This window comes from Flagellimonas flava, assembly GCF_900129665.1.
GTDB classification, from domain to species: Bacteria; Bacteroidota; Bacteroidia; order Flavobacteriales; family Flavobacteriaceae; genus Flagellimonas; species Flagellimonas flava.
In genome coordinates, this window is record NZ_FQWL01000003.1 from 535,692 (window position 1) to 560,733 (window position 25,042).

Consider the following 25,042-nt stretch of genomic DNA (forward strand, 5'->3'; position numbering starts at 1 on the left):
TGCAATTTGATATGTGGTTCACACTAAAACCGCTAACACCTCAACTTACTTCTGAGTGCGATATAGGCCTAAGGCTTGGTTTAAAATTATTAAAAGGGAATTGGGCTAAATTGTCCCAAAAATTTGGTTAATGGTCAAAGCCTCAATTCAAATTCCGCCGCTGGATGAAAAACCGTTTCAGCATTTCTGAAGCTTCATTTTCCATAATTCCACCAACTACTTCCGTTTTGGGATGCAGATGCCCCCCCATTACATTGAATCCTCTTTCCAAATCCTTTGCACCGTAGACCACTTTGGAAATCTGGCTCCAATACAATGCCCCGGCGCACATTTGACAGGGTTCCAATGTTACATAAAGAGTGCACCCATGAAGATATTTGCCTCCCAGAAAATTGGAAGCAGCGGTAATGGCTTGCATTTCGGCATGCGCGGTAACGTCCATTAACCGTTCCGTGAGGTTATGGGCCTTACCTATTATTCTATTGTTGACCACCACAACGGCACCTACAGGAACCTCTCCACTTTGATAGGCAAGTTCTGCCTCCTGTAGGGCTTTTTTCATGAAGTAGTTATCATCAAAAGGTGTTACCATTGCCATCTTAAAAATTGAAGCACAATAGTAGTTATTAATCCCATTGAAAACAAAAAACCCTCTGTAAAAACAGAGGGTCTTTCTAATTCTTAGTTAAACGAATTTATTCTTTTTCAAAGTAAACTATATAGGTTTCACCCTGACCAAAATCTTCATTTATGATCATGCTGTTCCCATCCAATTCTATAATCCCATCAAATACCAGTTCTCCCTCACCTGCATCTAGAACTTCGGTATCTGTTTCTTCTTTGTATGTTTCCGTATACTTATATTCGACGATGGTCAACCTTTTGGTGTCCGCTACATAAGCCCAATTACCCTCACCTCTATAACTATAGTCATATTCCTTGTAAGTAACATCGCAAGTCTCTTCAAAAACAGCGTTATCCAGGAACTCATCAACACCACTTGATTCGGCAACATAGGAGCCATCTTCGTTCAAAATAAGTACTGCGGCATCCAAAGTTTCGCACTCAGTGACCGACTTATACGATTCATCAAGAATACAATAGGTGGAATATTCATCGCAGTTTTTTTCTCCGATTATCTCAATAGTGGTTTCACCATCATAAGTGTCTTCATATTTTTTTATGTTCCATGACCCAGAAATGGCGCTATTGCCTCCCCAACTCTCTACAGTAACACAAACTTCTTCTGGCGCACTGATATTACCTTCGGCATCATAGACACAGATTACGTAGCAGAACGTTCCTGGTTCAATATTGGTGTTGAAGTCAACATCCAATTCAACCTCGGTATCTTCCTTGGCAGTTCTTGAAGAAAATCTACCTTTCTTACCTGTCGCCTTATTGGAAGAGTTGGCAGCCAAATCAATGTCATAATACGTATCGGACACAGTCCCATCATTAGATTTGAATTGAATATAGGCACCGGTAATTACCCCATCAGAACTTAGCGGAACTTCAAAGCCTTCACCCAATAATGCAGTTTTGGAAGCTTTGGATACATCCAGGGAAATTGCCTCGTTTGGAGTTGGAGGTGTTCCGGTTTCCTTTTGTCCTCCAGCAATCACCACATTATCTGATACTACATCTATCTCTAGAGGGGTTTGTTCAAGTGCTTCAATAGCCTGATCATTGTCTGTATTAGGGCTCGAAGATTCGTCTTTGCTACAGGATGCCAAAAGCACCAAAGTAGCCAAAGTCAATGTTTTAAGGTTGTTGTTCATTTTGAAAAAAAAGTTTTATGGTTTCAGGAACCTAAACTAGCTCAGTTTACCAGCTTTTAACAATCTTTGTTGTAGAGGATGTACAAACCCGTTGTCAAAGCTTAAAAAATGTAGTTTTGCATTTTAATCCCATAATGGACTACCCTTTATTGCGCAACATAAATAGCCCCAAGGATTTAAAAAAAGTCCCAGAAAACAACCTCTCTTCCCTTGCGAGGGAACTTCGTAGGTTCATTATTGATATCATTTCTGCCAAGGAAGGACATCTTGGCGCAAGTCTTGGTGTTGTGGAACTCACCATTGCCCTCCATTATGTTTTCGACACTCCAAACGATAAATTGATCTGGGATGTGGGCCACCAAGCCTACGGGCATAAAATCTTAACCGGCAGAAAAGAGATTTTTGATACCAACAGACAATTGGGCGGCTTAAGCGGTTTTCCCAAAAGAAGCGAAAGTCCATATGACAACTTTGGAACCGGGCATAGTTCCACCGCCATTTCGGCAATTCTAGGAATGGCCCTTGCCTCCAAGCTCCAAGGAGACAATACCACCCAACATATTGCTGTTGTAGGAGATGCCTCCATTGCAAGCGGGATGGCTTTCGAAGGATTGAACCATTTAGGGGTAACCAACACCAACGTCCTTATAATTCTAAACGACAATGCCATTGGTATTGACCCCAGTGTTGGGGCCCTTAAAAAATACCTGACCAATGTGAAGGCAGGTACCGCAAAAGATGAGAACATTTTTGAATGTCTTAACCTAAATTACTCAGGGCCTATCGACGGACATGACCTAAAGGCATTGATTTTTGAGCTTAAGCGATTACAATCGCTTTCCGGACCAAAACTTCTACATGTGATTACCACCAAGGGCAAAGGACTCAAAAAAGCGGAGGAAAACCAGGTGGTTTACCATGCGCCCGGGAAATTTGACAAACATACTGGGGAACGCATCAAAAAAGACAGTACCGCCCAACCGCCCAAGTATCAAGATGTATTTGGACACACTATTGTAGAATTGGCCAAGAAAAATGAAAAAATTGTAGGGATTACCCCTGCAATGCCCACGGGAAGTTCCCTAAAATTTATGATGGATGAGATTCCAGAAAGAGCATTTGACGTGGGAATAGCAGAACAGCATGCGGTAACCCTGGCCGCTGGAATGGCATCGGAAGGTTATGTTCCATTTTGCAATATCTATTCCACTTTTTTGCAAAGGGCATATGACCAGGTTATCCATGATGTAGCCCTGCAAAACCTACCCGTCATTTTTTGCTTGGATCGTGCTGGTCTTGTTGGACAGGATGGGCCAACCCATCATGGTGTTTTTGATTTGGCCTATTTAAGATGTATTCCAAACCTCACGGTCTTTGCGCCAATGAACGAAATGGAGCTCAGAAATATTATGTTTACGGCCCAAAAGGAGTTAAAAGGACCAATCGCCATTAGATACCCTCGCGGAAGAGGTGTCAACATGAACTGGGAAAACGAATTTGAGTCCATTGAGATGGGTACCGCAAGGTGCTTGAAAAAAGGATCGGATATAGCTATTTTATCCCTTGGGCATATTGGGAACACGGTGACCAAAATTTTGGAAGGTTTGGACCAAGACAAGCGTGTGGGACATTACGATATGCGATTTGCCAAACCTTTAGACCAAACCATGGTCATAAGGATTTTTGAAACCTATGACCATATTGTCACTGTGGAAGATGGTTGTGCCCAAGGAGGCTTTGGATCGGCAATTCTTGAGTTCGCCAATGCGCAGAATTATCGAAATCAAGTTAAAATTTTTGGTATACCGGACAAGTTTGTTGAACATGGAACAATGGGCGAAACACACACCTTGGCTGGTATAGATTTTGATGCGATATTTTCCTATATAAAATCAACCTTAAACCAATGCGATTAATCTGTTTTCTAATTTTATTCCTTACCGCCTCCTTTTGCATGCAGGCCCAGGTAAATCCACTTCAAGTATTCGAAAAAGATAGTGTGAAACCTGGATTTAGAGTTGTTAAAATAAAGGATGTAAAACTCAAGTACCTCACCAGGAGTGCCAAACTTACCGATCCAAGAACGCCCTTGAACCGGGTTAAGCCACTCTTAAAAAAGTATAAGAAATTTGTTCCGCAATCCTTTTGGACCAAGACCAATGAGTTTGGAATGAATATTAACGAGGTTGCATTTGTGAATTGGAATGCGGGGGGCGACAATTCGGTTTCCGCCCTGGCCAATGCCAGGTTTACCCGAAATTACAAATTCAGGTATCTAAACTGGAACAATGAGCTACGGCTTCGCTACGGATTGAATGCACAGGAAGGGAGGCAGCTCAGAAAAACGGATGATCAAATCCGAATCGCCTCGACGATCGGTTTCAGAAAGGATACCATAACCAACTGGTACTACTCTGTAAAGGCCAATTTTAATACCCAGTTTTCCAATGGATTTAAATACCCGGATAGGGATACACCTATATCTCGGTTTATGTCTCCGGGTTATCTGTTCCTAGGTGCGGGGACCTCTTATATTCCCGAAGGGAAAAAATTCAATCTTTACATTTCTCCCATTACACAAAAAGCAACTTTCGTGTTGGATGAAGACCTATCGGACCAAGGTGCCTTTGGAGTGGACCCAGGGGACAATCTATTTATGGAGCTTGGTTTTTTGATTACGAACACCTGGGAAAAAGAAGTGCTTAAAAACATTCTTATGAACCATCGGATAAGCCTGTATACAGACTATCTGCTAAGTTTTGGAAATGTTGATATAGACTGGGAACTCAATTTCAACCTAAAAGTGAACAAGTACATACAGACCAATATCGGCACCCATATCATTTACGATGACGACATTAAATTTGATGAATTGGTCGCCGATGACGGAACCGTGTTGGATCCTGGCGGCGCAAGAGTCCAGTTCAAACAACTATTGGGCGTTGGCCTTACCTACGCCTTTTAAAGTTGTTTGCCCATGAGCTTATTATGGATATGAACCGCAGCACTATCCGATAAACTGGCCACAAAGCAACAGGTATCCAGTAAAATCTTATAGACGGAATTCTCGGTGTTCCTATATGTTTCCGGAAGGCTTTTAACCAGCAGTCTATCATAATTGGTTGCTGTCCCTTCTTTAGTGCGAATCAGTGCTTGGGTATAGGCATCCAAAATATCCGAAATGATTTTATAACCCGCAATTTCCTTGTCGATGACTTCTGTGGATTGGTATACTCTTTCGACACTTAATTTGATGATATCATCTATTTGGGCTTTATATCTTCCCCGATCTAACAAAGCCGTATTAAACTCCCCTTTTAGAATTTCCGACTCGTGCCTTTCAAACACTTCCGCAGCATCCTTAATTAATGTATTGATGGCCAAGGCCCTCAAGTAGCTCAAACGATCACTTGAATGGCTCATGGTACTGTACTTTTTCGTATTGATGTTGTCCTTCACCAAATTGATCAAGTATTCCAATGCATATTCCTCAGGAATCAAACCAAGGTTGATCCCATCCTCAAAATCGATAATGGTGTAGCAGATATCGTCGGCCGCTTCCACCAAATAGGTCAACGGATGTCGTAGAAACCCAATCCCGGGATTCTTTTTGTTCTTTAGCAGGCCTATTTCCTCAATCACTTCCATAAAGAATGCCTGCTCAGACTGAAAGAACCCAAACTTCTTATCTGCAATATGTTTGGATGGTTTTTTCGGCAAAGAAGCTTTAGGATACTTCATAAAGGCACCCAAGGTGGCATAGCTCAACCGAAGCCCTCCCGGAACGCCCTCCCGTGACTCGGTTAATAGTTTAAACCCATTTGCATTTCCCTCAAAATCTACCAAATCCTGGTACTCCTCCGGAGAAAGCATTGACTTATAGTGCTTGCCGTTACCTTGCACAAAGTAGTTTCCAATAGATTTTTCCCCGCTATGACCAAAAGGGGGGTTGCCAATATCATGAGCTAATGCCGCTGCCGCTACAATAGCTCCAAAATCATTGAATTGATACCCATGAACCTCTTGTAGAGACGGGTATTTGGCCAATATCTGTTGTCCGGCCACGCGACCCAAACTTCGTCCCACAACCGAGACTTCCAAACTATGGGTAAGGCGGGTGTGTACAAAATTCTTCTTGGAGCCCACGCTGATGGGCATGGGAACCACCTGTGTTTTGTCTTGAAGACTTCTAAACGCAGATGAAAAAATAATGCGGTCATAGTCCACCTCAAAGCCCAGACGGGTCTCTACCTGTTCTTTCCTTAACCGCTTATGGGTATCACCTTGTCTTTTAAGGGAAAGTAAGCGCTCCCATTCCATGCACATAGTTATTTTGGGCGAAGATATGCCAAAAGATAAATTCCACTTCCGCCAACCCAAAATAATCGCCTCGTTCATGCGTAATTTCGTAACATTTTATTAACCTTGTTGCGAATTTATAGTGGCATTTTTGCCATATTTCAATAAACCATGGGGGAGAACATCTACATTTTTATGGTGATTGCCTTGGCTATTTTGGCAATTACCGATTTGGTAGTGGGGGTAAGTAACGATGCAGTTAACTTTTTGAACTCGGCAATAGGATCCAAAGCCATTTCCTTCAAAACTATAATGATCATTGCCAGTATTGGTATTGCTTTTGGTGCAATGTCTTCCAGTGGCATGATGGAGGTGGCCCGAAAAGGAATTTTTAACCCCGGTGAGTTTGTATTTGAAGAGATCATGTTCATCTTCATGGCGGTCATGATCACCGATATTCTACTGTTGGATTTCTTCAACACCTTGGGAATGCCGACCTCAACCACTGTTTCCATTGTATTTGAACTTTTAGGTGCTTCCGTCGCAATTTCATTGATGAAAATCCTCAAGTTGGATGGTAGTTTTTCCGATTTGGGAGCCTATATCAATACAGACAAAGCAGCCGAAATCATTTTCGGAATCCTCCTCTCCGTCTTTATTGCTTTTACCATAGGAGCCATTGTGCAGTTTGTCTCCAGATTACTTATTTCATTCGATTATAAGGACAAATCCAAATGGGTTGAGTCTATTTTTGGAGGTCTGGCCATTACCGCTATCATTTATTTCATCTTGATCAAGGGACTAAAGAGTGCAGCCCTTTTTGATGGAGCGGTTTCAGAATTTGTGGCCACACAGCCTGTACTTTTTGTGCTGGGAAATGTGGTTTTTTGGATTTTGGTTTCTTGGGTGGCAGCAAGCATCCTAAAATGGAATATTTACCGTGGAGTCATCGCATTCGGAACCTTTGCTTTGGCCATGGCCTTTGCTGGAAACGATTTGGTGAATTTCATTGGGGTACCAATCGCCGCCCTACAGTCATTCCAAGACTGGCAGGCATCAGGAATTGCTCCTGCCGAATTCAATATGCAGGGACTTTCGGCCGCAGTACAGACCCCAACCTTGTTACTACTGCTCTCAGGGGGAATTATGGTCATTACACTTTGGTTTTCCAGTAAGGCCAAAAGCGTGGTAAAGACCAGTGTTGATTTGGCGAGACAGGATGAAGGTGATGAACGTTTCCAACCCAATTACCTTTCAAGGCAGGTGGTAAAGCTAAGTATTGCTGCCTTTGAAAATTTATCCAAGGTAATCCCACCTTCAGTTCAGCGAACAGTGGATAAACAATTTGTGATCCCTTACACTTATGTCCCAAAAAGCAAGGTCCAGGATATGCCCGCTTTTGATATGGTACGGGCCTCCGTTAACCTGATGGTGGCCAGTGTTCTTATCTCCATAGCTACCAGTATGAAACTTCCACTGTCAACCACCTATGTTACCTTTATGGTCGCCATGGGAACTTCCTTGGCAGATCGCGCTTGGGGAGCGGAAAGTGCTGTTTATAGGGTTGCCGGGGTACTCAATGTTATAGGCGGCTGGTTCTTTACGGCTTTGAGTGCCTTCGTTGCCGCAGCCATTATTGCTTATATACTGCATATCGGGAGGTTTACGGGCATGTTGCTATTGCTCGTTTTTGCAGCTGTTGTATTGCTTCGGAATTATCTATCGCACAACCGAAAAACCAAGGTGATAAAAGCTGAGGACAGTTTACGAAGGGCTGAAAGTAGTTCCATTCAAGGTGTGATTGAAGAAAGTGCGGACAACATTGGAAATATGATCAAAAGAAGTAACCGTATCTATACGAATTCCATCAATGGGTTGGCACGTCATGATATTGAAACGCTTCGGAAAAACAAGAAGGGTGTCAACAAAATGTCCAATGAAATTGAAGACTTGAAAAATAACATCTTTTACTTCATTAAAAACTTGGACGAAAGCAGTGTTGGGGGCGCAAGTAATTTTTACATCAGTCTTCTTGGGCTGCTCCAAGATCTTTCCCAGTCGTTGGAATATGTCTCCACCCTTGGCTATAAGCATGTCCATAACAATCATAAAAAGCTGAAGTATACCCAGATAAAGGAACTAAAGGAATTGGACACCACATTGGAACAGCTTTTCCAGAGTACCCAGGAGATTTTCCAGAATAGAAGTTTCGAAAAAATCCAGGCGATTCTAACACGAAAAGAGGAGCTTTTTGACTTGGTTTCAGATAAGATAGAAAAGCAAGTAGCACGAACCCGTACCGAAGAATCAAGTCCAAAAAACACTACATTGTACTTCTCATTCCTAACGGAAACAAAGGACCTCATCAAATCGACCTTGAAACTACTGGAGCTTTATTATACTGAGCACGACAGTACTGTGGAACCTGCTCGTATTCCAAAAACAAACTAATCATTATGCGAATTCTGTCCATACTTTTAGTCTTTTTAAGTTTAAGTGGACTCTGCGCCCAATCCTTAACTTCGGAAGAGGTCCTGAACAAGGCCATCGCGTTTCATGACCCGGAACAAAAATGGAAGAGCTTTAAAGGAACGTTCAACATCCGGATGGAAACTCCAAATGCTGCCGATCGCTACAGTACAATTCAAATGGATTTTCCAAAAAGAACGTTCACGTTGCAGGTCAGACAAGATGGGGATTCTTACGGTTATTTTTTTGAGGGCGATTCCTGTTCTACTCAGCTTAACGGTTCTACCTCCATTTCAGATGAGGACCGAAAAGCATACCGCTTGACCTGTGAGCGCGGTAAAATGATGCAAAACTATTACACGTATTTGTATGGTTTGCCGATGAAACTGAAAGACCCTGGCAGTAACCTTGACCAGAAGGTTCAGACCAAAACTTTTAAAGGAAAGGAATATCTAGTCTTAAAAGTTTCCTACGATGAAAAGGTTGGGGATGATGTGTGGTACTTTTATTTCGATCCAAAAACCTATGCCATGGAAGTGTACCAGTTCTATCATGATGAAAGTAAGGGCGACGGTGAATACATCTTATTAAAAGATTTGGAAGAAGTCAGTAATATTAAAATGCCGAAAACCAGGGCTTGGTTTTACAATAAGGACAACAAGTATCTGGGTACAGATATTTTAACCCTCCCTCAAGAATGAAAATCAAGGGGCTACCATTATCGATAGTGTTTCTTTTTATTGCGCAAATGCTATTTTCCCAGGAATTGGAAAAACCATGGATGCTTGGTCCTTTTCTTAGACCTGCCAACGCGCAACCTTTGATACAAAAAAATAGTGAATCTACATTTGTTGACCCAATTTCTGGTAAAAGTGTGCATTGGGAGTCTATGGCAACCTTTAATCCGGCAGCGGTAGTTAAGGGAGAGGAAATTTTGGTTTTGTATAGGGCTGAAGAGAAATTGGGTGAAAAAGAAATCGGTGGACACACCTCTAGAATAGGACTGGCCATGTCCAAAGATGGAAAACACTACAGTACGAAAAAGCATCCTATTTTCTATCCCAATAAGGACGATCAACAACAAAACGAATGGCCCGGCGGAACCGAAGATCCCAGAATTGTGGAAACAGAGGATGGGTTATATGTTCTTACGTATACGCAATGGAATCGAAAAGTTCCTCGTTTGGCAATTGCCACATCCCGTAATTTGATTGATTGGAACAAGCATGGCCCAGCATTTAGTAAACATAAAAATGGAAAATACCTAAATGCGGAGACCAAGTCCGGAGCCATAGTCACCCATCTGAAAAATGGGAAACTGGTGGCGACCAAAATCAATGGTAAATATTGGATGTACTATGGAGTTCCCCATGTTTGGCTAGCGCACTCCACCAACTTAGTTGATTGGACTCCCTTGGAAACCTATGAGGGCACCTTGGCGCCTGTTTTAAGTCCTAGGCCGGGATATTTTGATTCTTGGTTAGTGGAAGCAGGACCACCACCTATACTTACAAAAGATGGAATTGTAGTGCTATATAATGCCGGGAACTCGCAAAACATCGGAGTGGACCATTTGGGCAATAGGGTCTATACTGGCGGACAGGCATTATTTGACTCCTCTGAGCCTTGGAAACTGTTAGATCGCTGTCAAGCTCCCTTTATCAAACCTGAGCTTCCATTTGAAAAATCGGGTCAGTACGAAGACGGCACCACTTTTTTGGAAGGTCTGGTATTCTTTAAAAATATATGGCACCTGTATTATGGGACGGCAGATAGTATGGTTGGAGTGGTTACAAGCAAGAACTAGGGTGTCATTTTGGAAAAAATCCTTCAGCGATAAAAGTTCATCTCGTCCATATAAATCCAAACGGATTCTGGCAATAACGGCTTAATATTTTTTCCCTCCTTGTGGGCTTTTCGAATAAATGTGGAGGATATTTCCATAATTGGCGCTTCTACCCAATGTATTTTAGGGTGATTCGCAAATCTATGTTCCACCTGCCCTTTAGAAATTCTGGGATACACATAAATATTATGGAGTTCCAGGATGGCTTCATAGTTCTTCCACTTGTGAAAGCCCTTTAGGTTATCCTCACCCATAATCAAGGAGAATTGATGTTCCTTACCATATTCCTCCCCTAAATGCACCAAGGTATCGATAGTGTAGTTGGGCTGGGGCAAATTAAACTCTATTTTACTCGGCTTTAGTTTGGGGTAATCCTTGACGGCCTCAAATACCATTTGATAGCGATGATGATTATCCAAAAGTGATTGCTTGGTCTTGAAAGGGCTTTGAGGCGTGATCACAAACCAAACTTCATCCAGGTCCGAAAACTCCACCATATGGTTGGCTATGGCCAAATGGCCTATATGAATCGGATTGAAGGTGCCAAAATAAAGCCCTACCTGTTTCATGTATTATTCCTCTTCTGCCTTTGGGATTTCGGCTCCAACAAAATCTGCTACCAATTTGTGTGCTTCTTCCAAGGCCATGTCAAGGTCGTAGTTTTTTATCACCTTATCAAATTGGGGAGCGGTTGCCAGTTCTACTGAAGCTTTGGCCACCCTCATATTGATTTTATCATCGCTCTCCGTACTCCTTTTCTTGAGCCTGATTTTAAGCTCGTCCACACTGGGAGGTTTCACGAACACCGCTAGCGTTTCCACGGGGAATTTTTTCTTGATTCGAAGGCCCCCTACCACATCAATATCGAAAATAACATTTTTGCCCTCGGCCCATAATCGTTCCACCTCGCTGTTAAGCGTTCCGTAGAAGTTATCACGATAGACCTCTTCCCATTCCAAAAAATCCCCACTTTTAATGTGTTTCTTAAACTCAGGAATGGACATAAAGTAGTAATTGACACCATCTCGTTCTTCTCCCCTTCGTGGTCTTGAGGTTGCCGAAACAGAAAAGGCCAAATTAAGTTCAGGTTGCTTTAAAAGATGCCGAACAATAGTGGTTTTACCGCTCCCTGAAGGGGCTGAAAAAATAATGAGCTTCCCCCCTTTTTTCATAAAACATTCAGCATTTGTTCCTTAATTTTCTCGAGCTCATCTTTCATCTGTACCACTAATTGCTGCATTGGGGCATAGTTGGCCTTGGAACCAATGGTATTGATCTCCCTTCCAATTTCTTGGGCAATAAAGCCCAATTTTTTTCCATTGGAATCTTTGGATTTCAGGGTAGTCTCGAAATATTTCAAATGGTTGTCCAAACGGACTTTTTCTTCGGTAATGTCGTACTTCTCCAGATAATAGATCAATTCTTGTTCAAAACGGTTTGCATCCACCTCGACCTTAAGATCAGCCACGGCCTTTTCCAAACGTTCGCGAACCGTATTTAGGCGTTCTGGATCCATGTCCTGTACTTTCTCCAATAAACCGCCAAGACCCAAAAGACGTGACTTAAAATCCCGCTCTAGGACGTTTCCTTCTTCGCTACGGAACTTTTTAATTTCGCTTAGAGCCTCTTTTACAGCAGTAGTTATGGCACCATATTCTGTGGCATCAATGTCGTTTTTATCCGTTTTCATGGTATCGGGCATTCTGAGTGCCAGTTCAAGGAGTTTAATGTCTTCCCCTTGAACAATACCTGCCAATTGCTTCATATACTTTTTAACCACTCCTTGGTTCACTTCGGCAGTGGTTTCCTCTCCGGTAATTTCAACATAAAGCCCAAAGTCGACCTTACCTCTTACCAGAGTATCTGCAATCATTTTACGCAATTCTAGTTCCTTCTCTCTATAGGATTGGGGAATTCTGGCATTGATATCCAGGTTTTTGCTGTTGAGGGACTTGATTTCAATGGTGATTTTTTTGGATGGAAGTTGCACTACGTGCTTTCCAAAACCAGTCATGGATTGAATCATATGGAATGATTAAATTTTGGCAAAGGTAACCAAATTAGGGTTTGGCCCCTTCCAATTCTACATTGGGAACTGAATTTCTAATCCAACTCCCGGACCCAGATATTTCTGTAGCTCACCCGGCTGTTGTCCCTATGATCTTGGAGTATCAAAGGCCGTTTTCCATGAGGTTGGTAGGTTGGCCATCCAATGTATTCTGAAGGCCCTTCCACCTCAAAATGATCTTGGATCAAGACGCCGTTATGTATTACGGTTATGGTGGCTGGTTTTTTCAGGTTCCCACCCCTACTGAACTTAGGAGCATGGTAGATGACATCATAGGTATTCCATTCCCCTGAAGGAACAGAAGCCATGGCCAAAGGAACCGATTGCTTATAAATGGACCCCACCTGACCGTTGACATACGTGTTGTTATCATTGTTGTCCAACACCTGTACTTCGTAAAGCCCTTGCAGAAAAACCCCGCTATTGGCCCTATTCTGTCCTGACATTTGGACTTCTGCCGGTGATCGCCATTCGATATGGAGCTGAATACTTCCAAAAGCCTGTTTGGTCTCAATATTACCCGTCTTATCCTTTACGGTCATACTACCGTCCTGGTTAAGATGCCATTTCGCCGCCGTACTGTCGGCACTACTTATCCAGGCATCCAGACTGGAGCCATCAAAAAGGACAATGGCATCACTTGGTGGAGCTCCATTACTTCCAGGAACCACCTTTGGAGGAACCGGCTCATAAACTTCCGTTGCTTCCGGGTCCTTGGGCTCCACTTCCTGGGCGGACAACCCGATTCCAAAACCCAACATCACAAACAGCAAAAAAGTTGCTTTTCTCCCCATTATTAGAGCTCTTTGATTTTGATATTTCTGTAGGCCACTACGTCACCGTGGTCTTGCAGTCCAATATTTCCTGTTCGGTACGCCCCGAAACCTTCCCAATCCGCAAATTTAGAATTGGCCACCATCTCATCCCATGCCTCTCCATGAACCGGAAAATCAATAATTTTTTTGCCGTTCAAAACCACATGGCCCTCATTTGTTTCATGATTGACCAGAATCTCAACCAGGTTCCACTCGCCAGCAGGCTTAACAGCTTTCTCACTCGGCGCCACCATATCATATAGAGCCCCGGCCTGATGCGTTGTGCCATTTTTTGCATCCGGATGACCTTCATCATCCAATACTTGGATTTCAGGACCAGTGAGATACGGTTGCCCAAACTTTTCATTCTCATGAACTCCCCAAAAAATTCCGCTATTCCCATTGGCAGCAACCTTCCATTCCAAGGACAGCACAAAATTGGTAAATGTCTTGTCGGTAACAATGTTATAGCTAGCGCCTTCGGGTCTTTCCTCAGGTGGGTAAAAAACCATGGCTCCGTCCTCCAGTTTCCAAGGCTCTGCGATGCTCTCTCCGTTGTAAAAATGCCATCCGTCAAATGAAGTGCCATCAAATAAAACCGCCCATTGTGGTTCCTCTAAAACCGGTGGCTGAACCTCTTCGGCTCCTGAGAGCGGATTCGAATCCGCTTCTTCTGACTTGGACTCTTTTCCGCGACATGCAAACACTGCAATCGCCAATACCAGCAATCCTATTTTTTTCATAATCCCAATATTTTTTTCAGTTTTTCCTCATCGGTTGATGCCCCTGCAAAGTCATCAAAGGTCTTGGTGGTAGCCTCAATAATATGATCTTGAATAAACTTGGCCCCTTCCCTGGCTCCCTGTTCTGGGCTCTTTATACAACATTCCCATTCCATTACCGCCCACACATCACATCCGTACTGTGTGAGTTTGGAAAAGATGGTTTTAAAATCAATTTGCCCGTCACCAAGTGAACGATATCTTCCTGCCCGATCTCCCCAATCGTTATAGCCTCCAAAAGCACCTTTCTTACCCGTTGGATTAAATTCGGAATCTTTCACATGGAAAGATTTAATAAATTCATGATAGTGGTCTATGTAAGCAATGTAATCCAATTGTTGGAGCACAAAATGACTTGGGTCGTACAAAATATTCACTCTTTTGTGATTCCCCGTGGCTTCCAAAAATCGCTCAAAGGTATCTCCGTCGTGAAGATCTTCTCCAGGGTGGATTTCATAACACACATCTACCCCCTCTTTATCGAAATGATCCAGAATGGGCGTCCACCTCTTGGCCAATTCCCCAAATCCCATTTCCACCAAACCAGGAGGTCTTTGCGGCCATGGATGGGCCGTATGCCAGAGCAATGAGCCTGAGAAAGTGGCATGGGCGCTAATTCCCAGTCTTCTGCTGGCAGTTGCCGCTTTTTTAACTGTTTCCACGGCCCATTCCTTGCGTGCCTTTGGATTGTTTTTTACAGCATCTGGAGCGAAATTATCGAACATAATATCATAAGCAGGATGAACAGCGACCAACTGTCCTTGCAAATGTGTGGATAGCTCCGTTATCTCGAGACCATAGGAATTTATTTTTCCTTTTAGTTCATCGCAATAATCCTGACTCTCTGCCGCCTTGTCCAAATCGATGAGAAAGGATTCCCAAGTGGGAATCTGAATACCCTTATACCCTAAATCGGAAGCCCATTTACACAGGCCGTCAAGGGAGTTGAACGGGGGTTGGCTATCTACAAATTGCGCCAAAAAAACAGCAGGTCCTTTAATTGTTTTCATTCAATGTGATTTACTAACTCTTGATAAATCCATAAAATTTTAGGATTTATCGCCTATATTTAAGAAAAAATCAGGGATGTTTTTGTTTTCCCTTCGGGAGGTCATAAATATAGCGATAAGTAACAACTAAAATAACACAATTGTGGACGAAAATGTGGTTTACGATGCCATTGTAGTAGGCACTGGAATAACTGGCGGTTGGGCTGCCAAGGAACTTTGCGAAAATGGATTAAAGACCTTGGTACTGGATCGTGGACCCATGGTGGAACATATCGTAGATTACAAGACCATGAACCTCGATCCTTGGGATATGCCCAACAATGGAGAACTATCAAGAATAGATAAAGAAAAATACCATAAGCAAATTCGCGTCGGATGGGCCCCAAAAGAAGATGTAAAGCATTTTTTTGTCAATGACTTGGAACATCCTTATCAGGAAACCAAACGTTTTGACTGGATTCGGGGCTATCATGTTGGAGGACGGTCAATTACCTGGGGTAAACAAAGTTACCGTTGGAGTGATATTGATTTTGCAGCCAACAAAAAAGAGGGCATAGCTGTGGATTGGCCGGTTCGGTATAACGATATTTCACCTTGGTATGACAAGGTGGAATCTTATATAGGGGTCAGTGGGGAAAATTTGGGATTGAAACAACTCCCGGATGGAAAATTTCAACCTCCCATGGAACTCAATTGTGTAGAAAAGGAGTTGCAGCAATCCTTACAAAAAGGCTTTGATGATGGCAGACTTCTTACCATTGGACGGGCGGCCCACATCACTGAGAAAACAACAAAATTTGAAGGACGGGGCACCTGTCAATACCGAAATAGATGCTGGCGAGGGTGTCCTTTTGGCGGTTACTTTAGCAGTCTTTCCTCCACCTTGCCCGCGGCAGAACGTACAGGTAATATGACCTTAAGAGCCAATTCCGTTGTCCACGAAGTCATCTATGATGAAAAGACCAAAAAGGCCACCGGAGTTAAGGTCATTGATGCCGAGACCAATGAAAAACTGGAGTTCAAAGGAAAGATTGTTTTTCTATGCGCATCCGCCATGGCCTCTGTTGGCATTCTTTTGCAATCCAAATCCAAATCGTTTCCAAATGGACTTGGAAACAATTATGACGAAGTGGGCAGAAATATCATGGACCACCACTATCAATTGGGGGCATCAGCCAAGGTGGACGGTCATTTGGACAAGTACTACAAGGGAAGACGACCCAACGGTTTCTACATCCCAAGATTTGTGAACTTGGATGACAAAACCAAACGACCCCAATTTTTGAGAGGGTTTGGTTATCAAGGTGGTGCCAGCAGAAATAATTGGTCGGAGTCGGTAGCTGAAATGGGTTATGGAGCGGTGCTTAAAGAAGCTATTCTTAAACCTGGGGGATGGGAAATTGGCATGACCGGATTTGGCGAAATGTTACCCTATCATGACAATAGAGTAACCCTGAGCAAGGACAAAAAAGACCAATGGGGATTACCCCAGTTAGACTTTGATGTGGAGTTTAAGGAAAATGAACTTAAAATGAGGGATGCCATTAAAAAAGAAGCCGTGGCCATGCTAAAATCGGCAGGGTTTAGAAATGTCACCGAATGGGACCGAGAAACAGGACCTGGCCTGGGCATTCATGAAATGGGCGGCGCCCGTATGGGACACGACCCCAAAACCTCTGTCCTTAACAAACACAATCAATTGCATGATGTGCCAAATGTTTATGTGACCGATGGCGCCTTTATGACCTCCGCAAGCTGCGTCAACCCGTCATTGACCTATATGGCCTTCACGGCAAGGGCCGCAAACCATGCCGCCGAACAGTTCAAACAAAACAAATTTTCTTAAATACCTACTATGGAAAATGCTTCCGCCCGAAATTTATGGGGTGATTTTTTAGACGCCCATTTAGAGTTTGCATCAGAAGATGCGCCTAGGGTAATCCACTTTTGCGATAATGAAAAAGATGCCAACACCTGCGCCGATCTGGTAAGCAAAGATATTAAGCGGGCCACCTCGCATTCACTGCTTGGTCTTCAGTACCGTAAGGAAAAACTCCCAAAGATTGGGGATTTTGCCGTGGTCACGGATTGGGCCGGAAAGGCCAAATGCATCATTAGGACAACCTCTGTGAAATTGGTCCCTTATTTTGCCATTCATGCTGAACATGCCCGATTGGAAGGGGAAGGCGATAAAAGCTTGGACCATTGGCAAAAGACCCATTGGGACTATTACACCAGAGAATTATCTGAATTTAACCGCAAACCGCGGGAAAGTATGATCGTGGTATTTGAACGGTTTGAAAAGATCTTCCAAAGATAATGGCCGCTTAAGCGGCCATCTCATTTTGTGTTATTAATCGTTGGGGTTAATCCAGATCTACCCAGATATTTCCCTGCTTATGGGAAGCAACGGTACTTTCAATAAAGTTCATTCCGCGAACCCCATCTCTCATGGTCGGGAATTCTCCATCGTTATAATCTTCGCCACGGATTGCCCTAGCGGCTCCTAGATAAATATTGGCCATGGAATCAAAAATGCCTTCTGGATGTCCTGCAGGTATTTTCGAGGCATTCAACGAAAGCTCAGTGTTATAGGCATGACCTGGCTTGTAAACCTGAAGCGGTTCAGTGTCGCTCATTTTGTAAAGAAAATTTGGCTTTTCCTGTTCCCATCGAAAAGCGGCTTTTTCCCCGTAAATGGCAATTGCCAATCCATTTTCTTCACCGGTGGCCACCTGGCTTGCCCTAACTACTCCTTTAACGTGCTTGTCCATACGGATCAAAACAGTTCCATCCACATCCATCTGGTTATCATCGTACAGATAGTTGAAATCACACAACACTGATTTGATCTGTAATCCCGTGGTATACTCAATCAAGTTGGATGCGTGTACCCCTATATCCCCAATACAGGAACTGATTCCCGCCTTGGTTGGATCCAATCGCCATACCGTGGAACGTTTTTCTTTATCGTGAATAACGGTATTGATCCAGCCTTGGTAATATCTTGCGTCTACTTTATGGATTCTTCCCAGTTCCCCGTTTTTAATCATTTCCCGCATCTGACGCACCATGGGATATCCCGTGTAAGTGTGCGTTAGCGCGAATACTTTTCCAGACTTTTGATGCACCTCTTGCAGAGTTTTTGCCTCTTCGTAATTCATGGTCATCGGCTTTTCGCAAATGACATGAAACCCGTTTTCCAACAGTTTTTTGGCCATTGGATAATGCAAAAAGTTGGGGGTTAAAACTGAGCAAACCTGGATGCGCTCATCTTCTGGGAGTTTCAGCTCCTCCTCCACCAAAGTGTCAAAATCTGTGTAGATCCTGTTAGTGGGCACATCAATCTCTTTTGCAAAAGCAAGGTTTTGTTCATAATCGGGGTTGAACACTGCTCCAACAATTTCATAGTTGTCATTTATGAAGGAGGCCACCCTGTGGAGCACTCCAATTAGGGAATCCCCACCACCACCAATAATTCCTAATCTAATTTTTTTTGGCATTCTATTTCTTTTTTTAAGCTTCTTGAGTATTTGGTTTTCGTTTTTTCATGTAGACATATAATCCAATAAATGCCACAATTAAAATTGCTGGCAAAATTGACATTGTTCTTAGTGCTTCCATGGCATTTGCATTATCCATCAATTTACCCATTACAGGCAGCACCACAGAAACGGAAAGCATTCCGGCTCCACCCATTATGGAAAGCCCCAAAGCTCCGGTTTCTGGAAGATATTCGGCCACAAAACCCAACATTGTTGGCCAGAAAAAAGTAACTCCCACTGCAAAGACGGCGGCAGCGGCAAAAGTCATTCCTCCACTGGTAATGGTCAACAACCAAAGTCCGATAAAGGTGAATATTGCAGAAAACAATAACATCCCAGCTGGTTGCAATTTATGTATGACCTTGCCGGCAAAAGCCCTCCCAAGGGCCATTATACCATTAATAAATGCAAGTACCAACAAGGGCACAGCCACGGATTCCTTCAGCAAAGATTCTATTCGTTGTGTCGTTCCCAATTCCGAAGCGGCGGTCAAAAACATACATAACACCATAAAGATGAATAGGGGCTTGCCCAAACTAGCAATCATTTTATTGTTGCTGACACCCATTTGAACCCGTTCCGTAACCGGAAAGTTCTGGCCCAAAAACATAAATCCGTAGATAATCAGCGGAATAAACAATACGCCTACCATAATCTGCCAACCCAGTCCCATCACATCCATTATTAGCCAGCCCACCAATGAGCCAATTACAATCCCTCCAGGGAACCATACATGAAACCGATTCAACATTTTGGTTTTGTTGTTGGTATACATGGAGGCAATCATAGGGTTAAGGGCTGCCTCAACCATTCCATTTCCAATGCCCACAAATAAGGTTGCCAAGAACAAGGAAGTTTGATCTTTGGCCAAAATGGTCCAAACAATCCCAATAGCATGGGTAATAAAGGCCATCCATGTAATTTTTTTGATTCCCAGTGAATCAACCAAAGGTCCACCAATAATCATCGCAATTGTAAAACCCCAAAACGCAGGGGTAAAAGCCCAGCCGATTTGCTCCAAGGTAAGACCCACACCTTCGGGTCCAAAAACTGTTTCCAGTCTTGCTCTTATTGCAAATGTCATCGACGTTACCAATAGCGCAACGCATGAAGCATAGAACAGCCTATTCTTATTGATGTTTTCCATTTAAATCAAAGTTTTAGTTAATTAAGGTTTATAAGTTACCTCTTCCTTCTTAAAGAAAAGGGCAAACAGCACTAACACAACAAAAGCAAAGAGAGATGGGATAATCCAAACATTTTCCCAGTCGTGAACATTTTCGGCCACAAGGTACATGTCCGTAATTTTTCCGGCAATCCAGAAGCCGATCAACATACCCACCCCATAAGTGGCTAAAGTAATCAGCCCTTGTGCAGCGCTTTTGTATTTTTCCCCCGCTTTGGAATCCGTGTAGATTTGACCCGACACGAAGAAAAAATCGTAACAAATACCGTGTAATGCAATACCCGTGAGCAGCATAAAGACCATCTCCCCGGCATTTCCATAGGCAAAAAGCAAATAGCGGACCGTCCAAGCCAACATTCCCGCCAAAATTGTTTTTTTGAATCCGAAACGCTTGAAAAACACTGGTAACAGCAGCATAAACAAGACTTCTGAAATTTGACCTATGGTCATTTTGCCCGCCGGATTGGACACCCCGATTTCCCCTAAAAATTGTCCTGCATGCTGATAGTAGAAAGCCAGCGGGATACAAATAAGAATAGAGGCCAGGAAAAAGATAAGAAAGTTTCTATCCTTAAGGAGTTTCAATGCCTCCAAGCCCAATATTTCCGAAACGGTCACCTTTTCCTTTCCAGAAGATTTTGGGGGAGTCTTTGGCAGGGTAAAGCTAAAAAGTCCCAAAAGTGCCGAAGCTCCTGCAACCATTAAAAAGGTGTTGCGGAGCAATCCACCACTTACACCCTGTTCGCTGTCCCAGCCTAAAAAGCTAATGGTCAAACCGGCTATGATCCACCCAATGGTTCCGAACACTCGGATGTAGGCAAACTCCTTTGAAGGGTCGGTCATTTGGTTAAAGGAAACGGAATTTACCAGGGCCAAGGTGGGCATGTAGACTATCATATAACCCAGCACATAGGGATAAAAGGCCCCAAAATCCACGGCGTTGGCCAATTGATACATCAAGAAAGCACCTATTAAATGGGATACACCCAAAATACGCTCGGCATTAAAGTACCGGTCTGCAATAAGGCCAATAATAAAGGGAGCAATAATCGCCCCCCAAGATTGTGTGGAATACGCCAAGGCAATCTCACCTCCACTTGCTTTTAGGGTATTGGGTAAATAAATCCCCATGGTCACGAACCAACCTCCCCAAATAAAAAATTCGAGGAACATCATGAACGAGAGTTGGATCTTGATTTTTGGACTCATGAAGTAACTATCTTTTGTAAAATATATAATCCAGTGCATCAGGGGTAATGCCCGAAGTCCTAAACTCTGAAAGAATCTGTCCCCTATGATGGGTGGAATGGTTTACCACATGAAACAAAATGTCCTTTAGGTCATTGGCATAGGTTCTGCCCGCGCTATTTTGGTACTCTATCCTTTTGTTGAAATCGTCCGTATTGGTTATAATCTCAAATGATGTTCTTTGGTTTTCGTAATGGATATCTTCCCATCGCCCTATATCATGAACTTGCCACACCTCAAATTCCGACGGCTTTCCCAGAATCCTGTGGTTCCATGTATGATGTGCATTAAGTACGTGACTAAAAAGCCGAAGGCACTTTTCTGGAACCTCATCCAAGGCAGTGCATTGTTCTATCAGCTTTTTGTTGCAATAGAAATTATAGTCGAAGAGCTGGTGCAAAAATCCCTTCATAAACCAAAGGTTGGATAATAACTAGTTCTGAAACTTCTCTAATAATTTTTTTGTGGCTATAATACCCTCTTCCTCACTTAATGCGCTTCCTTCATATTCCACGCCAATGAATCCAGAGTACCCTGCATCCTTAACAATCTTGAGCATACGGCTGTAATCCGAATGAACCTCATCCCCGTTTTCATCAAAATCATGTGACTTGGCACTTACTGCTTTCGCATAGGGCATGATCTCCTCCATTCCTTTATATCTGTCATACCATTCTAGGCATTCGGGCCACTCTCCCCAAGTAATACAGAAATTGCCAAAATCTGGCAGCGTTCCACAATTCTCCATATTTACCTCTTTAAAGACGTTGGCCAACAACGCCCCCTTGGAGGACAAACCTCCATGGTTTTCAACAATGATGTTGACGTTTTTGTCCTTGGCATATGTAGATAGCTTGGTCAAGCCATCCACGGCAGCAGCTGTCCATTCTTCAGGTTCGGAGCTTCCACTCAAATTCACTCTTATGGAATGGCATCCCAGCGCAGCGGCGGCATCCACCCATTTGTGATGGTTTTCCACGGCAGCATTTCTTTCTGATTCATTCGGTGTGGCCAAATCTCCCTGGCCATCTATCATAATGATCAGGTTTTCCAGACCATGTTTTTTACTCTCGGCCAAACTTTTATCCACAAAATTCTTCATGGCCTCCTCGGAGAAATTATCTTTCTCCAATTCTGGGTAGTACAGCCCACTTACGTACTCCAGTCCTTCAAAGCCCCACTCTTTTGCTTTTTCCGCAAATAGATAGGGGTCCATTCCATCTTCCCGTATCATTCTATGCATGGACCACTGGGCCAGCGATATTTTAAACCATGGTTCCGCAGTGGTTTCCACTTCCATGGATGTTTCTGGTTCTTCCACTTCTTTTTTCTCTTTTTGCTTACAGGCGGTTGTTCCGATAAGGAATATGGCCATAAGCGCAAATGTGGTATTCCTATTAAATTTTGTTCTGTTCATAATGGTTGATTGCGTGAAATTAAAAAACTACAACGTTATAGTACTGAATTCTCAATAAACATAGGGTTTAAATGTAGAAAATTAATTCAATAATTAATACATTTATGAAATAAACAATCCTAATAGATGAGCAAATTTTATTATAACGAAGAGCAGGAATCATATGATGCTATCGTAGTAGGAACGGGCATTAGCGGCGGTTGGGCTGCAAAAGAATTATGCGAGAATGGACTAAAGACCTTGGTCCTGGAACGTGGGAGGATGGTAAAGCATAGGGAGGATTACCCCACTGCAAATCTAGATCCGTGGGATTTTCCCAACAATGGACAGCTTTCCCGTGAAGAAGCCGCGAAGCAAGAAAAACAGGCCAGAACTGGATACACCGTAAGGGCTCCACACAACTTTTGGTTTGTGGATGACCAAAAGCATCCCTACAATGAGACCAAGCGTTTTGACTGGATGCGTGGTTATCACGTAGGTGGGCGTTCCATTATGTGGGGAAGACACAGCTACCGATGGAGCGACATAGATTTTGAGGCCAACAAAAAAGATGGTATTGCCGTGGATTGGCCCGTTCGTTATAAGGATATTGCCCCTTGGTACGACAAGGTTGAAAGCTATATAGGTGTCACCGGTGAAAAGTTGGGTCTGCCCCAACTTCCAGACGGACAGTTTGAGCCCATGATGCAATTGAACTGTGTGGAACAACATGTCCGGGAAAAAGTTTCCGAACATTTTGATGGCAGGGTAATCACAGCCGGAAGAGTGGCACACATCAACAGTAATAAAAAATTTGAAGGTGATGGTAGAACACGATGCCAATTTAGGAACCGATGTATAAGGGGATGTCCTTTTGGTGCATATTTCAGTAGCGTATCCTCTACATTGCCCGCAGCGGAAAGAACCGGAAATATGACCCTGCGTCCCGATTCCATTGTTCATGAGGTTATTTACGACCCGGACACCAAAAAAGCAACTGGGGTCAAAGTAATCGATAGGGTCACCAAAGAATCCTATGAGTTTAAGGCCAAGGTGATTTTCCTATGTGCCTCGGCTATTGCTTCCACATCCATTTTGATGCAATCCAAATCGGATAGGTTTGAAAACGGTCTTGGAAACGATTCGGATCAATTGGGTCGAAACATCATGGACCATCATTTGGGCGTAGGTGCTTCAGGTAAATTTGATGGCTTTGAGGATAAATACTATAAGGGCAGAAAGCCAAATGGTATTTATCTACCTCGATTCAGAAATCTAGGTGGCGACTCCAATACAGACAAGTTCATTCGTGGCTATGGGTATCAGGGTGGCGCAGGAAGAGGCAATTGGGAAGACATTATTGCCGAGGTATCGCACGGAAAAGAATTGAAGGATGCCATTCTCAAACCAGGAGGCTGGACCTTCGGAATGGGTGGCTTTGGCGAGGTACTTCCTTACGAAGATAACCGCATGACCATGGATTATGATAAGGTAGATGAATGGGGCTTACCCACGGTGACCTTTGATGCCGAGTTCAAGCAAAACGAATGGAACATGCGCGAGGACATGAAAGACCAAGCCGTTTCCATGTTGGAGAAGGCCGGTCTTAGAGATGTAGAACCTTTTGATAATCCTGGTGCCCTTGGATTGGGTATCCATGAAATGGGAACTGCCAGAATGGGTAGGGACAGAAAAACTTCCGTGCTCAATGGCTTTAACCAAGTGCACGATTGCAAAAATGTATATGTGACAGATGGTGCATTTATGACCTCAGCCAGCTGTGTCAACCCATCGTTGACCTATATGGCCTTTACAGCCAGAGCTGCAAATCACGCAGCAGAAGAACTTAAAAAAGGAAACCTATAATGGAAAGAAGAGTAGCACTTAAAAATATGGGGCTTGTTTTTGGCTATGCCGTTGCAACCCCAACACTATTGGGAATTGTTCAAAGCTGTAAGGGCAAAAAGGTCCTGGATTGGACCCCGGAGTTCTTTACAAAGGACCAGGGTACCGTACTGCACAGCTTACTGGATATTCTATTGCCCAAAACGGATACTCCTTCGGCGACCGATGTGAACGTGCATTTGTTCATGGATAAATTTGCCAATGAGGTCTTACCGGTGGAACAACAAGAGTTCCTTAAGATGTGTATGGGCAAGTTTACCGATAAGGTCTTGGCTGATACCCAAAAAGAAACACTTGCCGACCTATCCCCTGAAGATTTGGAGCCTGTGTTTGCCACTTATCTAAAGAAACAAACGGACGAAGTGGAAGAAGCACATGCTGAGGCCCTTGAGGCCTACTTTATGGCGATAGAAGAAAATGGCAATGCTGTTTTGGACGATGAAATTGCCAGATATCAATTTGCGAGCAATGTTAGAAATACTGCGATTTGGGCCTATAAAAGCAGCGAATTTGTAGGCGAAGAGGTATTGGCTTATTTGCCGGTACCTGGTGAATATATAGGATGTGAGGATGTGGAAACCCTTACGCAGGGCAAAGCCTGGTCCCTATAGAAAAAGGAAGTCCATTTAAGTTTAAGTAAAAAAGCCGCTGTACAGCGGCTTTTTTTATTTTGTCAATTCAAAACGCACATC

Annotated in this window: 23 protein-coding genes; 9 read left to right on the top strand and 14 right to left on the bottom strand. The window is 43.3% G+C overall.

The genetic code is table 11. The annotated features are described in order from the left end of the window. Positions 1 to 142 precede the first annotated feature (142 nt). Both BUC10_RS12010 and BUC10_RS12015 read right to left on the bottom strand, forming a co-directional pair. Positions 143 to 592, bottom strand: coding sequence for a nucleoside deaminase (locus tag BUC10_RS12010; protein ID WP_073180137.1), 450 nt, complete (start codon positions 590 to 592; stop codon positions 143 to 145). Between the two features lie 103 nt (positions 593 to 695). After that, a complete protein-coding gene (locus BUC10_RS12015; protein WP_073179877.1) occupies positions 696 to 1,781 on the bottom strand; it encodes a hypothetical protein in 1,086 nt (361 codons plus the stop codon). Between the two features lie 134 nt (positions 1,782 to 1,915). On the opposite strand from BUC10_RS12015, the gene dxs reads away from it, so the two are divergent. Together dxs and BUC10_RS12025 are read left to right on the top strand one after the other, a co-directional pair. After that, positions 1,916 to 3,697, top strand: coding sequence for a 1-deoxy-D-xylulose-5-phosphate synthase (gene dxs, locus BUC10_RS12020; protein ID WP_073179879.1), 1,782 nt, complete (start codon positions 1,916 to 1,918; stop codon positions 3,695 to 3,697). Then, entirely contained in the window at positions 3,688 to 4,746 is a 1,059-nt protein-coding gene (locus tag BUC10_RS12025; RefSeq protein WP_073179881.1) for a DUF3078 domain-containing protein, read from the top strand. Before dxs ends, BUC10_RS12025 begins: the two co-directional genes overlap by 10 nt. Here the strand turns inward: BUC10_RS12025 and dgt are convergent. Continuing rightward, positions 4,743 to 6,101 (bottom strand): dGTP triphosphohydrolase, encoded by a 1,359-nt coding sequence (dgt, locus tag BUC10_RS12030; protein WP_073179883.1) that lies wholly within the window; start codon positions 6,099 to 6,101, stop codon positions 4,743 to 4,745. The two genes, BUC10_RS12025 and dgt, sit on opposite strands and share 4 nt — an antisense overlap. A gap of 150 nt (positions 6,102 to 6,251) precedes the next feature. Between dgt and BUC10_RS12035 the strand changes: the two genes are divergently transcribed. Genes BUC10_RS12035 through BUC10_RS12045 form a run of 3 tightly spaced genes read left to right on the top strand, consistent with a single transcriptional unit; the run spans position 6,252 to position 10,356 of the window. Then, a complete protein-coding gene (locus BUC10_RS12035; RefSeq protein WP_073179886.1) occupies positions 6,252 to 8,531 on the top strand; it encodes an inorganic phosphate transporter in 2,280 nt (759 codons plus the stop codon). Positions 8,532 to 8,536: 5 nt separating this feature from the next. Beyond that, the gene (locus BUC10_RS12040) at positions 8,537 to 9,250 is read left to right on the top strand and encodes a DUF6503 family protein (RefSeq protein WP_073179888.1); all 714 of its coding nucleotides are present in this window, start codon (positions 8,537 to 8,539) and stop codon (positions 9,248 to 9,250) included. Then, entirely contained in the window at positions 9,247 to 10,356 is a 1,110-nt protein-coding gene (locus BUC10_RS12045; protein WP_084732634.1) for a glycoside hydrolase family 130 protein, read from the top strand. The genes BUC10_RS12040 and BUC10_RS12045 overlap by 4 nt, the downstream gene beginning before the upstream one ends. A 23-nt stretch (positions 10,357 to 10,379) precedes the next feature. On the opposite strand, the gene nadD is transcribed toward BUC10_RS12045, so the two are convergent. The 6 genes from nadD to BUC10_RS12075 all read right to left on the bottom strand — a co-directional run bounded on the left by nadD (position 10,380) and on the right by BUC10_RS12075 (position 15,070). Beyond that, positions 10,380 to 10,964: a nicotinate (nicotinamide) nucleotide adenylyltransferase gene (nadD, locus tag BUC10_RS12050; protein WP_073179890.1), complete on the bottom strand. Its 585-nt coding sequence runs from the start codon at positions 10,962 to 10,964 to the stop codon at positions 10,380 to 10,382. 3 nt (positions 10,965 to 10,967) lie between these two features. Next, positions 10,968 to 11,567, bottom strand: coding sequence for a guanylate kinase (gmk, locus tag BUC10_RS12055; protein ID WP_073179893.1), 600 nt, complete (start codon positions 11,565 to 11,567; stop codon positions 10,968 to 10,970). Beyond that, on the bottom strand, positions 11,564 to 12,421 hold the full coding sequence (locus BUC10_RS12060; protein WP_073179895.1) for a YicC/YloC family endoribonuclease: 858 nt from the start codon (positions 12,419 to 12,421) through the stop codon (positions 11,564 to 11,566). The genes gmk and BUC10_RS12060 overlap by 4 nt, the downstream gene beginning before the upstream one ends. A gap of 77 nt (positions 12,422 to 12,498) precedes the next feature. Continuing rightward, the gene (locus BUC10_RS12065) at positions 12,499 to 13,224 is read right to left on the bottom strand and encodes a 3-keto-disaccharide hydrolase (protein WP_245812828.1); all 726 of its coding nucleotides are present in this window, start codon (positions 13,222 to 13,224) and stop codon (positions 12,499 to 12,501) included. A gap of 35 nt (positions 13,225 to 13,259) precedes the next feature. Next, on the bottom strand, positions 13,260 to 14,021 hold the full coding sequence (locus BUC10_RS12070) for a 3-keto-disaccharide hydrolase (protein WP_073179900.1): 762 nt from the start codon (positions 14,019 to 14,021) through the stop codon (positions 13,260 to 13,262). After that, positions 14,018 to 15,070 carry a sugar phosphate isomerase/epimerase family protein gene (locus BUC10_RS12075; protein ID WP_073179902.1) on the bottom strand — a complete coding sequence of 351 codons (1,053 nt, stop codon included), beginning with the start codon at positions 15,068 to 15,070 and terminating at the stop codon, positions 14,018 to 14,020. The genes BUC10_RS12070 and BUC10_RS12075 overlap by 4 nt, the downstream gene beginning before the upstream one ends. A 142-nt stretch (positions 15,071 to 15,212) precedes the next feature. Here BUC10_RS12075 and BUC10_RS12080 point away from each other — a divergent pair, with 142 nt between their 5' ends. Further along, positions 15,213 to 16,916 (top strand): GMC oxidoreductase, encoded by a 1,704-nt coding sequence (locus tag BUC10_RS12080; RefSeq protein ID WP_073179904.1) that lies wholly within the window; start codon positions 15,213 to 15,215, stop codon positions 16,914 to 16,916. Positions 16,917 to 16,925: 9 nt separating this feature from the next. Next, the gene (locus tag BUC10_RS12085) at positions 16,926 to 17,390 is read left to right on the top strand and encodes an ASCH domain-containing protein (protein ID WP_073179907.1); all 465 of its coding nucleotides are present in this window, start codon (positions 16,926 to 16,928) and stop codon (positions 17,388 to 17,390) included. Between the two features lie 46 nt (positions 17,391 to 17,436). On the opposite strand, the gene BUC10_RS12090 is transcribed toward BUC10_RS12085, so the two are convergent. From BUC10_RS12090 to BUC10_RS12110, 5 genes are read right to left on the bottom strand one after another with little or no spacing between them, the layout of a single operon-like run. Continuing rightward, positions 17,437 to 18,573 carry a Gfo/Idh/MocA family protein gene (locus BUC10_RS12090; protein ID WP_073179909.1) on the bottom strand — a complete coding sequence of 379 codons (1,137 nt, stop codon included), beginning with the start codon at positions 18,571 to 18,573 and terminating at the stop codon, positions 17,437 to 17,439. Between the two features lie 13 nt (positions 18,574 to 18,586). Next, complete coding sequence (locus tag BUC10_RS12095; RefSeq protein WP_073179911.1) at positions 18,587 to 19,762, bottom strand: MFS transporter; 1,176 nt, start codon at positions 19,760 to 19,762, stop codon at positions 18,587 to 18,589. 21 nt (positions 19,763 to 19,783) lie between these two features. Continuing rightward, positions 19,784 to 21,010 carry a nucleoside permease gene (locus BUC10_RS12100; RefSeq protein WP_073179913.1) on the bottom strand — a complete coding sequence of 409 codons (1,227 nt, stop codon included), beginning with the start codon at positions 21,008 to 21,010 and terminating at the stop codon, positions 19,784 to 19,786. 7 nt (positions 21,011 to 21,017) lie between these two features. Further along, on the bottom strand, positions 21,018 to 21,461 hold the full coding sequence (locus BUC10_RS12105; protein ID WP_073179915.1) for a DinB family protein: 444 nt from the start codon (positions 21,459 to 21,461) through the stop codon (positions 21,018 to 21,020). 21 nt (positions 21,462 to 21,482) lie between these two features. Further along, complete coding sequence (locus tag BUC10_RS12110) at positions 21,483 to 22,466, bottom strand: sugar phosphate isomerase/epimerase family protein (protein WP_073179918.1); 984 nt, start codon at positions 22,464 to 22,466, stop codon at positions 21,483 to 21,485. A gap of 126 nt (positions 22,467 to 22,592) precedes the next feature. Between BUC10_RS12110 and BUC10_RS12115 the strand changes: the two genes are divergently transcribed. Further along, a complete protein-coding gene (locus tag BUC10_RS12115) occupies positions 22,593 to 24,311 on the top strand; it encodes a GMC oxidoreductase (RefSeq protein WP_073179919.1) in 1,719 nt (572 codons plus the stop codon). After that, positions 24,311 to 24,961, top strand: a complete 651-nt coding sequence (locus BUC10_RS12120; protein WP_073179921.1) for a gluconate 2-dehydrogenase subunit 3 family protein — start codon at positions 24,311 to 24,313, stop codon at positions 24,959 to 24,961. The genes BUC10_RS12115 and BUC10_RS12120 overlap by 1 nt, the downstream gene beginning before the upstream one ends. Positions 24,962 to 25,042 lie beyond the last annotated feature (81 nt).